The 15,803-nt window shown below is 69.4% G+C and carries 8 protein-coding genes and 1 tRNA gene; 6 read left to right on the top strand and 3 right to left on the bottom strand.

Translation table 11 applies throughout. From position 1 onward, the window contains the following. Positions 1-257: 257 nt before the first annotated feature. Positions 258-330: transfer RNA gene (locus G6O54_RS00515), tRNA-Arg, on the bottom strand. Between the two features lie 476 nt (positions 331-806). On the opposite strand from G6O54_RS00515, the gene rimO reads away from it, so the two are divergent. The 5 genes from rimO to G6O54_RS00490 all read left to right on the top strand — a co-directional run bounded on the left by rimO (position 807) and on the right by G6O54_RS00490 (position 10,467). Beyond that, the gene (rimO, locus tag G6O54_RS00510) at positions 807-2,267 is read left to right on the top strand and encodes a 30S ribosomal protein S12 methylthiotransferase RimO (RefSeq protein ID WP_165219137.1); all 1,461 of its coding nucleotides are present in this window, start codon (positions 807-809) and stop codon (positions 2,265-2,267) included. Continuing rightward, positions 2,264-2,899, top strand: coding sequence for a CDP-diacylglycerol--glycerol-3-phosphate 3-phosphatidyltransferase (gene pgsA / locus G6O54_RS00505; RefSeq protein WP_165219135.1), 636 nt, complete (start codon positions 2,264-2,266; stop codon positions 2,897-2,899). Before rimO ends, pgsA begins: the two co-directional genes overlap by 4 nt. Further along, complete coding sequence (locus tag G6O54_RS00500; protein ID WP_250846635.1) at positions 2,896-3,930, top strand: undecaprenyl-diphosphate phosphatase; 1,035 nt, start codon at positions 2,896-2,898, stop codon at positions 3,928-3,930. The genes pgsA and G6O54_RS00500 overlap by 4 nt, the downstream gene beginning before the upstream one ends. A 358-nt stretch (positions 3,931-4,288) precedes the next feature. Next, positions 4,289-6,961, top strand: coding sequence for a PD-(D/E)XK nuclease family protein (locus tag G6O54_RS38675; RefSeq protein ID WP_369432118.1), 2,673 nt, complete (start codon positions 4,289-4,291; stop codon positions 6,959-6,961). Next, a complete protein-coding gene (locus G6O54_RS00490) occupies positions 6,958-10,467 on the top strand; it encodes a UvrD-helicase domain-containing protein (protein ID WP_165219131.1) in 3,510 nt (1,169 codons plus the stop codon). The genes G6O54_RS38675 and G6O54_RS00490 overlap by 4 nt, the downstream gene beginning before the upstream one ends. A gap of 29 nt (positions 10,468-10,496) precedes the next feature. Here G6O54_RS00490 and G6O54_RS00485 read toward each other — a convergent pair whose 3' ends face one another. Both G6O54_RS00485 and G6O54_RS00480 read right to left on the bottom strand, forming a co-directional pair. Next, entirely contained in the window at positions 10,497-12,641 is a 2,145-nt protein-coding gene (locus G6O54_RS00485; protein ID WP_165219129.1) for a peptidase MA family metallohydrolase, read from the bottom strand. A 193-nt stretch (positions 12,642-12,834) separates the two neighbouring features. Then, on the bottom strand, positions 12,835-14,202 hold the full coding sequence (locus G6O54_RS00480) for a tetratricopeptide repeat protein (protein WP_165219127.1): 1,368 nt from the start codon (positions 14,200-14,202) through the stop codon (positions 12,835-12,837). 291 nt (positions 14,203-14,493) lie between these two features. On the opposite strand from G6O54_RS00480, the gene G6O54_RS00475 reads away from it, so the two are divergent. Beyond that, positions 14,494-15,789: a tetratricopeptide repeat protein gene (locus tag G6O54_RS00475; protein ID WP_165219125.1), complete on the top strand. Its 1,296-nt coding sequence runs from the start codon at positions 14,494-14,496 to the stop codon at positions 15,787-15,789. Positions 15,790-15,803: the final 14 nt, after the last annotated feature.

Here is a 15,803-nt window from a genome sequence, read left to right as displayed (position 1 = left end):
GCCCGGGATCATCCATGATCTCGATTCCCGAGGCCCCGGCAACGCTCGACCGAAACGGCAAGCATCGCCGGAGGTGTCCAGGATTCCGCATTCAGCGCAGATTGCCCCGTTTGCCGCTGAGTGCGATCTCGCTCTAGATTAGCATCGGACCGACGGCCAGTCCGGTTGAAGCTAAGCCGGAAATGGCGGTTTCGGGGCGGGAAGGGAAGAGGATTCGGATCTGTCGATGGGCAGGAGGGGAAGGGAGGGGACGAAAGCGCGCCCGGTAGGATTCGAACCTACAACCTTCGGATTCGAAGTCCGCGACTCTATCCGTTGAGCTACGGGCGCAGGAGGTGCCGAATGCAGAGATTCGTCACGGAGGCTAGAATATCATGAATCACCGGGATGGGGCAAGGCTTCCGAAGGTTCGTGGAACGGGCGAAGAGTTTCCGGCTTGCTTGACGCTCCGAGCCCGGGGCCTCTATCCTGAATTCCTGAATTCGGAATCGATGCTTCGAGGAGCAGAGACCTCAGTCCTCGGCGACGATTCATGGGGAAGTCGATGCACTCGGCTCGCACCCCGGCGCAGTCCAACGCCGCGGCGCCGTTCCGACCGTATCCGATTCACATGGCGAGCGGACAGCTTTCGAGATCAGGCATTCCGAGATGATCCAGGTCGGCAGGTCTTCGGCGAGGGCTTGCTCGCTCGCCGCCGACGGTCAGCCCGAGGCGTGGCACGAACTGTCAGTGAGGATCATGGCAACGGTCCAGTCCTTCCAACCGCCGCGTCCACGAATTGACAGTTACCCTCTTCAGCGGACCCTATGAATCCACCATCAGATCGAAAGGCGACGGTCTCCTTCGTCAGCCTGGGATGCTCCAAGAACCTCGTGGATTCCGAGCGGATGCTCGGACTCCTGGCGAAGGACGGGTTCGCGCTCGTGCCGGAAGGCCAGCCGTCGGACCTCGTGATCGTCAATACGTGCGGGTTCATCGATGCGGCCCGGCAGGAGTCCTGCGAGGTCATCGAGGAGCTTCTGGAGCGCAAGCGTGCCGGCGGGGTGAAGGGAGTCGTGGTCGCCGGCTGCCTCGCCGAACGGCAGAAGGACGTGCTGCTGGAGGAATTCCCGGAGGTCGACCAGGTCGTCGGCGTCTTCGGCCGGGAGGAGATCGCGAAGGTCTCGCGGCGGATCCTCGGCGGCCTGGAAGAGCAGCGATCCCTGTTCCGACCGGCGCCCGTCCGGGCCCAGGAGGACCGCGCCAGGCTCCGGATCACGCCGCGGCATTTCGCCTACCTGAAGGTCTCCGAGGGCTGCGACCGCCTCTGCACCTTCTGCGCGATCCCCTACATGCGGGGCAAGCACGTCACCAAGCCCATCGAGGAGGTCGTCGCCGAGGCCCGGGAGCTTGCCGCCGACGGCGTCCGTGAGCTGATCCTGGTCGCCCAGGATATGACGTATTACGGCGTCGACCTCTACGGCAAGCCGCGGCTCGCCGAGCTGCTGAGGGAGCTGGACAAAGTCGAGGAACTGGACTGGATCCGGATCCTCTACAACTACCCGAATTATTTCACCGAGGAGCTCTACGAGGTCCTCGGGTCGGCGAAGCGAATCATCCCCTACCTGGACATGCCGCTCCAGCACATCAACGACCGGATGCTCCGGATGATGAACCGGCGGCATACCCGGGCGGAGACCGAGGCGATCATTCGGCGTCTGCGGGCGACGATGCCCGGACTGGTGCTCCGGACGACGCTGATCGTCGGCTTCCCGGGCGAGACCGAGGCCGAATTCAAGGAGCTCCTCGAGTTCGTCGAGGCGACTCGGTTCGAGCGGCTCGGCGCCTTCGCCTATTCCTTCGAGCCGGACACGCCGGCCGCCAAGCTGCCGAATCACCTGGAAGAGGCCGTGAAGCAGGAACGCCAGGCACGGATCATGGCCGTCCAGCAGCCCATCGCCGAGGCGTTCAATCGCACCCTCATCGGCCGGACGCTTGACGTCCTGATCGACTCCCCGGCTCCGGCCGGCGCGGGGGGGATCCCCGAGGGGGAGGGGTGGCTCGGGCGGACCTACGCGGATGCCCCGGACGTGGATGGACTGACCTTGCTGGTCGGCCCGGATTTTCGCCCCGGAGACATCGTCCCGTGCGAAATCTTGGACACCCGCGGGCATGACCTCATCGCCAGCCCGTTGGCCCCGGCTCCCCCCCGGCGCAAGCGCCCTCGACCTCGGCCCCGCAAACGGCCAGCCTCGAGCTCTCTGACGATTCTGGACGGGATGGGATGAGCAGCAATCGCGAAGATGCCGACGCCACGGCGACAGTCCCTTATCCGCCGGCTCGCCGACCCCGGTTCTGGAACGTCCCCAATAGCCTGTCCGTCGGGCGCCTGGTGCTCTCGATGGTCGTCTTCGCCCTCATGGGTAGCGAGCTCTATGCCGCGGCACTCGTGGTCTTCATCCTGGCCGCATTCAGCGATTGGCTGGACGGCTACTTCGCGCGCCTCCTTCACCAGGATACGCCGATCGGCCGCCAGCTCGACCCGCTGATCGACAAGGTGATCGTTTCCGGCTGCTACATCTACCTGGCCGCCATGACCGATCGCACCGGCGTCTATCCGTGGATGGTCACCGCCATCGTCGTGCGCGAGCTCCTGATCCAGGGCCTGCGCAGCCTCCTGGAAGGCCAGGGGCAGCCGTTCGGCGCCAAGATGGCCGGCAAGCTCAAGACCACAGCCCAGTGTTTCTCCATCGGCGCGGCGCTGCTGGCGCTGGCCCTGTCGAACCCGCCCGACTGGCTCCTTCGGACTCGCGACGTGATCACCTGGCTGGCCGTCGGCCTCACGATCTACAGCGGGGCCAGCTATCTCTCCGGGGCGATGCCCGCCCTGCGCGGCCAGGCCGTGAGGAAATCCCCGTGATCGAATGGCTCGAATCCCTGCTCCTGGGGCTCATCCAGGGCGTCACCGAGTTCCTCCCCGTCTCCAGCGACGGCCACCTGGCGATCACGCAGCAAGGGTTCGCCTGGCTGACGGGGCACCGGCGGAGCGGCAAGGAAGACCTCTTCTTCGACATCATGCTCCACGTCGGGACGCTCTGCGCGATCCTCTTCCACTACCGGCGGGAGATCCTCGAGGGGGCCCGCGGATTGCTGCTGGACGCGAAGGACGTGCGGCCGGGCTTCGACCGCGGGGCCGTCCTCCGCGTGGGTCTGCTCGCGGGCGTGGCCACCTCGCCGCTGGTGCCCTTCGCCCTGATCTTCAAGAAGAAGCTCGAAGAGGCATTCCAGAGCACGACGGCCGCCGGCGTGGGCTTCCTCATCACGGCGGCCGCGCTCCTGGTCGTGAGCTGGCGGATGCGATCTCGGGACGGCAGCAAGGACGCGACAACCATGACCTGGCTGGATGCGCTCCTGATCGGCATCGCCCAGACGGCCGCACCCTTGCCGGGCGTGAGCCGGAGCGGCATGACCATCGCGGCGGCCCTCCTCCTGGGGCTGACCCGGTCGTGGTCGGTCGGGTTCAGCCTGCTCATCGCGGTGCCCGCCATCTGCGGCGCGGCGGTCTTCGAGCTCAAGGACGCCCTCAAGGACCCCTCGGCCCTCGGCCTGACTCCGGACCGGATCGCCCAGACTCTGGCCGCCACCGTCCTCGCCGGGATCGTCGGCTACTTCGCCATCCTCTGGCTGATCCGAGTTGTCCGCGGCGGCAGGTTGTGGTATTTTTCTGTATACCTGATCGGCCTGGGATCGCTGGTCCTGGCCCTCTCCGCGGTCTCCGGAGGATCGCCCGATGCCGGCGCCGCTAAGACTCTGGACCGGACCGCCGTCGGCCGCGATCTGGGAACGGATCCTGACGGAATCCGGCGCGGATATCCCCTCCCTCTGGATCGTCCCCACGCCCCTGGCTCGGGACCGCCTGGAATACTCGCTGGCGCGCCGGCAACGAGCTGACGGGACCGATTCCCGGCCTCGCATCCTCTGCTGGGGAGATCTCCCCAGGCTGGTACGCCGCCAGGCCGAGGGGGGGCCTCGATGGCTCTCGAAGACGGCCGCACGGGCGGTCCTGCTGGACGCGATCGAGCGGGCCAGGCAACTCGGAGAGATCGACGAGCTGGTCGGGATCCTGGGCCTTGCCGGATACCGCCGCCGGTTGCGAGCCAGGATCGCGACCTGGACGATCTGCGAGGAACCGCCCCGGGCGGGGCGAGGCGAGGAAGCGGAGCGTGATCGGATCGGCGCGGCGGAGCGGGCGGTCTTCGGCCGCTACCGCGAGCGACTCGATCAGCTCAATGCGGACGACGACGCGGGGATGCTGGTCTGGGGCTCGAAGTGGCTCTCTCGAGGTAAGGAACTCCGCGGGCCGCTCGCCGGCGACGGGGCGGTCGTGGTGCTGAACTTCGCCGAGCCCGCCCCGGCTCACTGGCGGATCCTGCGGCGGCTGATGGACTCGGGACGAGCCCTCCACGTGGCGATGACGTACGACCCCGCGGCGGATCTCGCCGAGGTCTACCACGCCCGTGCGCCGCTCCGCGGCCGCTTGCTGGACATGGGCTTCGTCGAGACGGCGGTCCCACGACCGCCGGGCCGGCCGCCCGGCCTCGCCCAGGTCGAGCGCGTGCTCTTCGGCACGGGCCCGGCCGAGGGCCGCGTGGTGCCGAGCCCCGATGGCCTGATCGTCCGTGGTGGACCGCGCGGGGACGGGGCGGCTCGGGTCGTCGCGCGGGAAGTCCGCTCGCTCCTCGACAGGGGGGTGGACCCGGACGATCTGCTCATCCTCTTCCCGACCTGGACGGAGGAGGCGGCGCTCACGCTGGAGACGCTTCGGGCCTGGGACATCCCCGCCCGTACCGACGCGCGTCTGCCGCTGCGGAACGATCCCGGCGTCAGTGCGCTGCGATTGGCGGCGTCGATCCCCCTGGAGGAATGGGAGACCGATCGGATCGTCCGCCTCCTTCGCCACGGCCAGGTCCGGCCGGACTGGCCCGGAGAGGACCGGCTGTCGCTGGCTTCGGCGGCGTCCACGATCAAGTCGGCCCGCGTCTTCCGGGGCCGCGAGCAGGCCCTGCGGGGCCTGGAACGGCTCCGGCTCGGCTTCAAGGCGAATGACGAGGAATACCGCCGGATCGATCGAGCGCGGGCGGTCATCGAGCGGCTCTTTGACGTGCTCGGGCCCCTCGACGATCCCCGCCGCTGGAAGGAGCATGTCGTCGAGCTGCGGCGGGCCGTCGCCGACCTCGGAGTCGAGATGAACGGCGGGACGCCGATCGAGACCTGGCTGGAGGGACTCGACGACCATTCGGATTCGCTCGACCGGCTGGGCAGGGCGAACGAACGCTGGACCTGGGCGGCGTTCGTGGCCGAGGCCGAGTCGATCCTGGGCGAGCTGGACGCCCCGTCGCCGGAGGCCGTCCCCGGGTCGGTCCGGCTGGCGACCGTCGACGAGGCGGACGGCGCCGGGGCGGACTGGGTGATCCTCGCGGATCTGAGCGAGGGGACGTTTCCCGGCCGTGCCGCGGTCCAGGGGCTCCTTTCCCTGAGGCCGGGAGAGAAGCCCGGCGAGGCCGCTCGCGCCGCCTACGCGGGGGAGATGCTCCGCTTCCTGGAAGTCCTGGGATCCGCGCGGAAGGGCGTGATCCTCGCGTATCCGACCACGGACCCGAAGGGCCAGGAGCTGCTCCGCGCCGGCTTCCTCGACGACCTGCTGCTGCTCCTCGACGATCGCGTCGAGAGATCCTGCCACACCGCCCTGCCGCGGCTCCATGCGGCGCTCGTGGATGCCCCGGAGCTGGCCGGCTCCGCGGCGGACGTCCGGGTCCGAGCCGCCGCGCTCGCCGCCGAGCGGGGCGAGTCCGAGCTGCTTTCGCGGCTCGCCTCCGACCCGGTCCATCGCCGGATCCTCGACGGCACGGCGGGGGCCCTCCATGCGGCCGGTCGGCGGCAGCGGGGGACCGATTTCGGCGAGTACGACGGGCTGATCCGCGATGGTGCCGCCCTCCTCGAGCTGGATCGATTCTTCGGGCCCTCCCACGCCTTCAGCGCCAGCCAGCTCGAGACGTACCTCTCCTGCCCGTTCCAGTTCTACGCCCGACACGTCCTCAAGCTCCGTCCGGTCGAGGAGCATGACGAGCTCGCCGAGGACCTGACCCAGCGGGGCAGCGACCTCCACGACATCCTCGAGAAGATGGAGGCTCGCTATCTCAACTCGCGAGAAGAGCCCGACTGGCTGGCCGCCGGCGCCAGCGAGATCGAGCGGATCTCCAACATCGAGCCGGCCAACGCGACGGATCTGGATCTCGGGCTCTGGGAGATCCAGAAGACCAGGCTCATCGATAGCATCCGCCTCTACATCCATCAGCGGCAGAAGTACGGGGACGAAGACGGCCGTCAATTCGCGCCCCGGATGCTCGAGCTCGACTTCGGCTCCGAGGGGGCCGAGTATCCGATGCTCGAGATCCGCGACGGGGCGAAATCCGTCCGACTCCTGGGCCGGATCGACCGAATTGACGTCTCCGAGACCGACGCGGGGCTCCGGTTTCGCGTCATCGACTACAAGAGCGGCCACACGCCCAGCACCGGGGAGGTCAGGTCGGGGGCGATGCTCCAGCTCCCGCTCTACGCGATGGCCGTGGAGCGGATCGTCTTCCAGGACCGGGAGACGATCCTCGCCGACCTTGGTTACTGGGGCCTGAAGGACGACGGCTACACACCGATCTCGTTCGGGGACTGGGAGGAGGACAAGTCCGCCCTGATCGCGCATGTCCTTTCGCTCGTGGATCAGCTCCGCCGGGGCGTTTTCGTGGTCCACTCGCGGCGAGACGGCTGCGAGAGCTTCTGCGACTACCGTGGCGTCTGCCGGATCGGCCAGGTCCGCCGGGCCGGCAAGCGATTTTCCTGGATCCTGCCGACGCTGAGCGTCCCGCCGCGGCGCAGGACGAACGCCGCCGGGGCCTCCGCGGCGGCGGCCGAGAGGGGTGGGGCGTGAGCGACACGGCGAGCCCCGGCATTCGCCTGACCGCGGAGCAGCGGCGGGCCATCGAGGTGACCGGCTCGAGCGTCGCCCTGGGCGCCGGGGCGGGCTGCGGCAAGACGCTGGTCCTGACCGAGCGGTTCCTGGGCGAGCTCGAGACCGGCGGCGAATCCGAGGACGGCGAGGCCCGCTCGCCGGGCGGACGGGCGCTCGGCGAGCTCGCGGCGCTCACGTTCACGGAGAAGGCCGCCCGCGAGCTCCGCCAGCGGATCCGGGCACGGTGCCGACAGCGACTGGCCGAGGGCGTGGATGAGGACCGCTGGCGGGCCGTGCTGCGAGCCCTGGAATCGGCGCCCATCGGGACCTTTCACGAGTTCTGTGCCGGGCTCCTGCGCGCCCACGCGCTCGAGCTCGGCATCGACCCCGAGTTCGCGATCATCGACCCGCCGATCGCGGCCTCGCTCCGCGACCGGGCCGTCCGCACCACGATGCGGCGGCGGATCTCCGCCCGGGATCCCGATCTCTCGCTCCTCGCCATGGATTACGGCCTGGAGCAGGTCCGGAGCGCCCTGGTCGCGGCCATCGATCGACGCTCCGACGGACTCCTCGAGGCGTGGTCGGCGCTCACGCCCGACGAGGTCATGGACCGCTGGCGGGCGTCCTGGGAGGCTCGCGGCAAGGACGCCGTGCTGGGCCTGATCGAGCCGGCCGTGCGCGACTGCCGAAAGGCGTTCGCGGCCCTGCCGGAATCCCTCCATCCGAGGCTCACCGCCCGACGGGACGAGCTCGCGGCCGTGCTCGACCGGATCGACGATGGGCAAGCCGGCGCGGCGGACCTCGCGGAGGCCCGGGCCATCGCCCGGGTCGACGACCTCCGACAGAAGGGGATCTGGCCCTCCGACGAGGACCGGGCCGCGATCCGGGACGCCTTCGCGGCCCTTCGCCGGCGGATCGACCAGGCCGTGGAAAAGCTCTCCTCCAGCGAGGACGCGACCCGCGAGAACGCCGGCAACAGCCTCCGGCTGGCCCGCCTGGCCCGACAGGTAAAAACAGAGTATGATCACATAAAGCGAACTCGCCAGGCGCTCGATTTCGACGACCTCCTGGACCTCACGCTCCGGTCCCTGGAGCGCCCGGATCGCGCCGAATGGGAAGCCGATTCGGCGGGGGGAGGGCGTGACGAGATCCGGTTCCTGATGGTGGATGAGTTCCAGGACACCGATCCGGTGCAGGGCCGAATCCTCAGGAGCCTGGGGGGCGACGACTTCGCCACGGGTCGGTTGTTCGTGGTCGGCGACGAGAAGCAGTCGATCTACCGCTTCCGAGGTGCCGAGCCCGCGCTCTTCGGCCGCTGGCGTGACGAGTTCCCCGCCGCGGGCCGGCTGCCGCTCTCCGAGAATTTTCGCAGCGTCCCCGGCGTGATCCACTTCGTCAACGCCCTCTTCGCGGACGCCTTCCGGGAGCGCCCGGGCCGGTCCGACGATCGCGATGAATGGACTCCGCCCCGCCTCGAGCCGGTGCGGGGCCCGGTCGGGGACGAGCCCGCCGTGACCTTCCTCTGGGCCAGTCCGGCGGTCCGACCGGGCGAGCCGGAGGCGACCGAGGCCAGGGCGAGGCTGAGCAAGGGCGATCGCCTCGACAATGAGGCCCGGACCCTGGCCCGCTGGCTGCGGTCGCGGCTCGATGCCGGCTGGACGATCCTGGATCGCCAGTCCCGTCGGGCCCGGGACGCCCACGCCGGAGACGTGGCGTTCCTTTTCAGGGCCATGACGGACGTCTGGCCTTACGAGACGGCGCTCGCCGACGAGGGTTTCGACTACCAGACCATCGGCGGGTCCGCCTTCTTCGCCCAGCAGGAGGTCCGCGACGTCGTGAACGTCCTCTCGGTCATCGAGGATCCGCTCGACGAGGTGGCCCTCGCCGGCGCGCTCCGGGGGCCGTTCTTCGGGCTGACCGACGAGGCGCTGTTCTGGCTCTCGCGGAGGGTGACCGGAGGGATCACCCGGGGGATCCTCGAGGCCGGCGGGGTCGCCGAGCTCTCCGATCGGGACCGCGCCGCCGCGATCCGCGCGGCCTCGCTCCTCGATCGCTGGCGCGAGATCAAGGATCGCGTGCCGCTCGCCTCGCTCGTGTCGCGAGTCCTCGACGAGTCCGGCTTCGAGGCGGCGATCGTCTGCGAGTTCCTCGGGGAGCGGAAGCTGGCCAACACGCGGAAGCTCGTCCGCCTGGCACGGGACTTCGACCGCCAGGAGAGCTTCACCCTGGCCGACCTCGTGGATCGTCTGCGGGCGGACCTGGACGACCCGCCCAAGGAAGAGCAGGCCTCGACGACCGACGAGCAGAGTCCCATCATCCGCCTGATGTCGATCCACCAGGCCAAGGGCCTCGAGTTCCCGATCGTCGCCCTGCCGGACCTGTCGCGAAGGTCGAACCCACCCTCCGCGCTGATCGGCCTCCGCGACGACGTGGGGCTGGTGATCCGGCCGCCCCGTACGGTGGAGGTCGGCGCCGAGGGGGAGCCTCGGGAGGCCGGGTCGAGCCTCGGCTGGATGGCCTACACGGCGATCGAGGCCGAGGAGGATCGCCGCGAATCGCTCCGGCTCTTCTACGTGGCCGCGACCAGGGCCCGCGACCACCTGATCCTCTCGGCGGGGCTGGACGCGCCGAAGGACTCGGAGGCCGTGCCGCCGCGCGACGAATCGCCCGCGATCCAACTCCTCCTCGATCGCTACGACTGGCGAACCGGCGCCTGCCGTGCCGAGTTGCCCGCCGCCTGGCCCTCGGTCGCCGTCGATGTCCAGCATCTGGCGGCGCCGAACGACTCACCCCGCGGACGAACCTCGTCGCGTCCCCGATTGGACTGGATCGAGCAGGTCATCGAGCGGGCCTCGCCCCGGGGCGAGCCGGGCCAATCCGCGTCGCCGTGGCCGGCCTCGATCCGCCTGGACGAGGTCCCGGAGCGGCCGAATTCCGAGGCGCGGCTCGACGAGCTGATCCGCTCGGTGATCTCCGATCACGGACTCCTGCGTGGGGGCAACCTTGCGATGGCCTGCTCTCGCGCCGCCGACAGGATGATCCCCGCGGCCTCCTCCGTCCTGGCCCAGGAGGCGGCCGACAGGCTTCGCGGGTGGCCCGGCACGGCGCTCTTCGCCGATCTCCGCGATGCACTCCGGGCGAGGCGTCCGATCCAGGCCGATGTGGCCTGGTCGTTCGCGTGGTCGGGAGGAGAGGGGGCCGAGACGATCCTCCGAGGCCGGATCGACGTCCTCTATCTGGATCGGGGGGGGCGCTGGCGGCCCGTCATCCTGGCCTCCCGGCAGGCCGAGGTCGACACCAATCGCCTGCGGCTACTCCTGAGCCCGACGGCCCTGGAGCACCTGGAAAAGGTGCCGGTCGGCCCGGCCTGGTGGGTCGTCTCGGAGCGTGGGGGAGACCTCGAGATCGAGAGCGAGCTCTCGCGGAGCCGGCCCGCGGTGCACGCCGCCATCGCGGAATGGGTCGCATCACGACGTCCGCACTGATGGGTGTGAGGAGTCGAGGCCCGGCCCGATCAACGCGGGGCTTCCGCGGACTCGGGCCCCGCGGCGACCTGCTGACCCTCGGCCGGGAGATGCGCGACCTGTCGAGCGGCAAACTGCCGCCAGCCCGACTCGAGCGCGGGGAATCCCTCGATCCCGTACGTCTCCCGGAGCGAGGCCTCGATCCCCTTTTGCTGGGCACCCTTGAGATAGAGGACGAACTGGGCGGGGGTACCGAGCTCGACCAGATACTGCGTCAGGGAGACGCTCTGAGCGTAGTAGAGGTTCCACGTGTTCGCATTCGGAGAGTCCGTGGCCATCAGCTCGCTGAGCTTGAACACGGAGCCGTCCCGGAGCGGCGCGGCGAGATCCCCGGCGCGGCTGGCCTGCTCGTCCTCGGGTTCGGAGAGGACGGCGATCCCCTCGTCGGCCCATCGCGGGATGGGCTGGTGCGTGAACAGGTCGGCGAGCACGACGTGCGTGATCTCGTGCGGGAGGATCGCGGGAAGAAGCTGGGGATGATCCGCCCGGAGATTTACGCGTCGTGATGTGACGCGATCGCCGCTGACTCCCAGCGAGGAGAATCCCGGCGAGGTCTCGGGCTGGCCCGTCATCCGCGAGAAGGCGGCCGGATCGGGATAGAGGTAAACGTCGCAACGCGGAGTCCATGTGGACCGCGTGGCGGTGCTCCCCCAACGCTTCGCCTGCATCCCGCGGACGGATTCGGCGGTGCGAGCGACTTCCGCGCCGAGGGTGGGGTCGACGTGGAAGATCCGAAAATTGGCCGTCTCGATGACCTGCCAGCCCAGCGTCCCATTGGCCGACGCGGGACCGCGCGGGAGCCGAGGATTGGCGACCTCGGCGGAGGCCCGCGGGGATCGGGCGGCGGGAGCCGTTGCGGACCCAGCCGGCGGCGACGCGTCCATCTCGGCGGACGCCGGGGCCGCGGGGAGCCCAAGAGGCTGGGCGGCGGCCGCGGCCGCCGATGGCTCGGACGGGGAGGGGGTCGATTCGCGGCCGAAGAGCCCTCGGCGCCGCGTCGGCTGCTCCTCGGGAGCGGAACCGCGGACGACGACGCCGGCTCGCCGGCCGCCGGCAGCCGTCTTGTTGCGTCGGGCGTCTTTGACGAGATTCTCGAGGTACGCGCCGTACCAGTTACCCGGCACCAGCTTCTGAACGTCGCGGACCTCCTCCTGGATGTCGTCCCACTCGCGATCGGTGCGGGGGTGAGCGTTGATCCGGTTGACCACCTCGACCCAGCGGCAGTAGGCCCAGACACCCTTCCGATCGCTGGGCAGCCGGTTTGCGGCGGCGAGCTTCGTGTAGATCACGCCGGCGTCCAGGTATCGCTTCTCCGTGAAGAGCCGATCGGCCTGGTCGGCCAGGTCGACCGCGGAGGGGGCCGCCTTCTTCGGGGCAGGGGAGTCGCCGCCGGTGCTCGTTCGCGGCGCGTTCGCCGTTGCACCCTCGCCGGGCGTGGAGCTCGCAGGCACGGGGGGGGATTCCGCCGGCGGCGTGGAGCCACCGACCGGCGCCGGGACCTCGGGCGGCTCGGACAGCCGCGGCAGGTCGTCGCCCTCGGAGGCTCGCCGGACGGGAGCGGGCTCGCGAACCGGGCTCGATTGCGGTCCCTTGCTGGACGCGAGCCGCACCCCGGGATCGGCCCGCCGCGGGGCGGGCTCGCCCGGAAGGGGAGGAAACGGTTCCTCGGTCGGGGCCGGAGCCGATGATGGAACCGGTGCGAGGGCCGGGGCCGGGACCGGGGTCGGGGAGGCGGAGGGAGGCGGCACCGGGGCCGCGACGACGGGAGCGGCGGCCGTGTCCGGTCGCTTCTGCGGCGAGCCTGCCTTCGGATCCGCGGTTCCTGCATCCGAAGTCGGCTCGAGAATGGAGAGGTTGTCGCGGTACTCGGCCGCAAGGCTCGCCTTTCCGGATGACTCCGCATCGCGGATCAATTCCTGGTAGGCCTGGCGGAGGAGCCTTACGATCGGAGGCCGGTCGGCTGCCGCGGCGGACGGGAGCGCCTCTTCCAGGATCTGGGCCGCCCCGGCGCTGTCGCGGGCGGTCAGCAGCTTCCGAGCCTGCTCGAGCGCCGGCGGGGAGTCGCCGGCTTGCGCTGCGCGGCCGGAAGCGAGGAGGAGGACCGTCAGGAGTGCAATCGAAAGCGCCTGTCGCATGACTTCCTTGTCCTGCTCGCGGGATGGACCGTCCAGGGATCGAACTCCGGACGACGGCTTTGCGGCGTCGAGGCTGCGACCGAGGGGATCGTCGAGGGGAGAACTGGGGAGTGGGACGCGAGGCAAGCCCTCCGGGCCGGCTCCGCCGGACCGTCGGGAGTATGCAAGGAACCCCTGATCCGGTCAACACGAATCAAGGGGCCGGCGCGAGGGGAGACCCCGGCTCGTCTCGCTCGGCAAAACGGCCGGGAGGGGGGGCGGGGATGCCGAGCTCGCGGGCCGTTTCGACCCGGAATCGATGCAGCTCGCGATCATCGGGGCGGGCCGAAGTCGTCCATTCCACCGCTTTTTCATACCATCCTCGAGCCTCCGCGAGATTCCCCTGACGTGCCTGGAGGATTGCGAGGAAGTACCAGTCGTAGGCGTCACCGGCGCCCTGTCGAAGTTCCATCGAGCGGGCAAGGGCGCGCTGTGCATCCTGGTATTGGCCCGATCGGACATACGCGACCCCCAGCGTGTTCCGGTAATTCCCGTCCCGCTCCTCGAGCTCGACGGCCCGCATCGCATACCCGACCGCGTCCGAGGGCTGACGCTGGTCCGGGTCCTCGCAGGTCGCGAGCATCCAGGCCAGGTTGTTCAAGGCCTGGGCAAGCTCCGCGTCGAAGCCATGATCGCCGGACTTTCGGCCGCGCTCGATCTGCGAGATGATCGCCAGGTAGGCGCGTTTCGCCTCGGGGACGCGATCCTCCGCGGCCAGCCCCGCCGCCTCGTTCAGTTTCGTGAGGGTGGCCCACCGAGAGAACGGATCCTGGCCAGGGCCGTAGGTCCCCTTCCTGTAACGGGCACGGGTGTCCGTGGCCATCACGAACGAACGCACGAACGAGGACTGATTGACGAGGGTCACGTACGAGGACCAGATGGGGATCCGGATGCAGACGAGGACGAAGCAAACCGTGAGGTAGAAGGCGAGGCGGCCCCGGACGCGGGCCCTCGCGGCCTCCCGCTCGCCCGGGATGCTCCGCTGGGCCCGCGTCTCGATCGCGGCGGCGATCGCGACGATGAGCTCGAAGGCGACCTGGAGCATCCCCGCCATGGCTCGCGCCCACGCGCCCGGCTGACCGCGGAGCAACAAGACGGGAGAGACGACGAACGAGCCGACCAGGACCGGGCTCTCGGACCGGAGCGATATCGCCCGGATCACTTCCAGCACCCCGCCCATGGCCAGCGCGAAGAAGGTGAGCGAGGCCACCGGAAGATACTTCGACCCTCGCGGCCGGCGGATCAGCAGCCCGATCAGCAGGGGCCAGCTCATGGCGATCACGAAGATCGGAGGGCTCTCGCCGAGGAAGAGACTCGTCGCACTCCAGGTCAGAGGGCCGGAGCTGTTCCATTCGATGAAACTCACGGCCGATTCGCCGGCCGCGCACAGGAATGTGGCCGTCCCCAGCACGATCATGGAGACGCCGAGCCGGTCGCGTCGGCCGGCATGGGCTCCCGCGGATTCCCGGTCGGGGTCCGCGGCCTTTCCGCGTTCGAGGTCGCTGATCACGAAGGCATCCATGTCCAGGGCCCGTGCACATCAGCGGATGAGATGGAATCGACGTCCGATCGCGGCGGACAGCGAGCCGAGAGGGACCGCCGTCGGCCATGCCGGTACTGAATCTGAATCTAGGAGATCCGGTATCGACTGTCCAATGAAAACGCCGGAGGCCGGAGGCGCCGCGATCACCTTCGCGGAGATCGACGTTGCGGGAATGTGGAGAGCGACCGAGCGCTCCTGTTATACTCCGGGAAGGCTCAGTCCGGTCGAATTCACCCCCACGGACGCAGCAATGCAGCGGAGAGAGTCGGCATGTTGGGGCCGTCCGGAGAAAGTACGAAGGCCAGAGAGAGGACGATTTTCGACTGGCCTTCCACCTGGCCCTCGATCGCGGCCCATGTCGGAATTGCCCTGGCGTGCCTGATCGTGGGGCTTGTCCTGATCGGCCGGGTGATGCGGAAACCGGTCGATGCCGACCGGGTCTGGCAGGCGGGCCAGGAGGCCCTCAGGGAGGAACGCTTCGACGATGCCGAATCGGCCCTCCGTACGTTGGAGAAGCTACGCCCCCCCACGCCCATCGACTGGCTCTTTCGCGCCCAGGTGGAACTGGCCCGCGACCGCCTGGATCCGGCCCTCGATTCGCTCTCGCACATCCCCGACGGCCATGAGATGGCCCCGCAAGCGCGGATGATGGCGGGACGCGTCGAGTTGAAACGGCATCGTGCCCGCGACGCGGAGCGGCTATTCCGGGAGGCCTCTCGGCTGGATCCGAAGCTTGCCGCGGCCCATCGCGAGCTGATCTACATCCTCGGCTACCAGCTACGTCGCACCGAGCTGGCCGCGGAATTCCTGGCCCTGTCGAAGCTGACCGATCTCACCTTCCAGAACGCCTTCGACTGGTGCCTGCTGAGGAACGCGACCTGGGAGCCGGACAGCGCCCTGCCGGAGCTCGAGAAGTTCATGGAGGCCGATCCCGACGACCACTGGTCCCGACTGGCCGCCGCCGAGAACTATCGGCGGATGGGGAAGAACGACGAGGCCGAGAAGGCGATCGCGACCCTCCCCGAGTCGGACCCGAAGGTCCAGGCCCTGCGGGTCCTGATGGCCATCGATCGCCACGAGTACGATCGCGCGGAGGAGCTGCTCGCGAACGGATCCGCGGATGAACCGGAGCTGGCGCGACTCCGAGGGCGGCTCGCCCTGGCCCGTCACGACGTCGAGGGCGCGGTGAGGTCCTTCCGAGTGGCTTATGAGAAGATGCCCGAGGATCATGACGCGCTGTTCGGCCTCATCAACGCCCTCTCGCTGAAAGGCGACGACAAGGCCGTCGGACCACTCAGGCAGCACTCGCACGCAATGGAGAAGGTGAACACCCTGATCCAGCGTGCCGCGAACAACAAGGAGCGGACTCCCGCCCTGGTCAAGCAGCTCGGCGCCGCGTGCATCGACGCCGAACTCTTTCCGGAGGCCCGTGCCTGGTATCGCCTGTCCATCCAGGCCGACCCGCTCGACCAGGAGGCGCAACAGGCCCTCTCGCAGATCGAGGGCCGGCTCCACCCCGGAGAGCCCGGGAACGGTCCGCCGCGTGCCGAGCGGGCACCGAACTGAGGCGGCCCGGGCGG

This window comes from Aquisphaera insulae (genome assembly GCF_011064615.1).
Lineage (GTDB): Bacteria > Planctomycetota > Planctomycetia > Isosphaerales > Isosphaeraceae > Aquisphaera > Aquisphaera insulae.
Note: the sequence above shows the minus strand (reverse complement) of the source record. Positions and strands in the feature narration are given on the sequence as shown.

Bases quoted from the DNA above. Each gene is read 5' to 3' on its own strand.
- rimO (WP_165219137.1), top strand. From the start codon at position 807: ATGAATCCACCATCAGATCGAAAGGCGACGGTCTCCTTCGTCAGCCTG.
- pgsA (WP_165219135.1), top strand. From the start codon at position 2,264: ATGAGCAGCAATCGCGAAGATGCCGACGCCACGGCGACAGTCCCTTAT.
- G6O54_RS38675 (WP_369432118.1), top strand. From the start codon at position 4,289: ATGCTGGTCTGGGGCTCGAAGTGGCTCTCTCGAGGTAAGGAACTCCGC.
- G6O54_RS00485 (WP_165219129.1), bottom strand. From the start codon at position 12,641: ATGCGACAGGCGCTTTCGATTGCACTCCTGACGGTCCTCCTCCTCGCT.
- G6O54_RS00480 (WP_165219127.1), bottom strand. From the start codon at position 14,202: ATGGATGCCTTCGTGATCAGCGACCTCGAACGCGGAAAGGCCGCGGAC.
- G6O54_RS00475 (WP_165219125.1), top strand. From the start codon at position 14,494: ATGTTGGGGCCGTCCGGAGAAAGTACGAAGGCCAGAGAGAGGACGATT.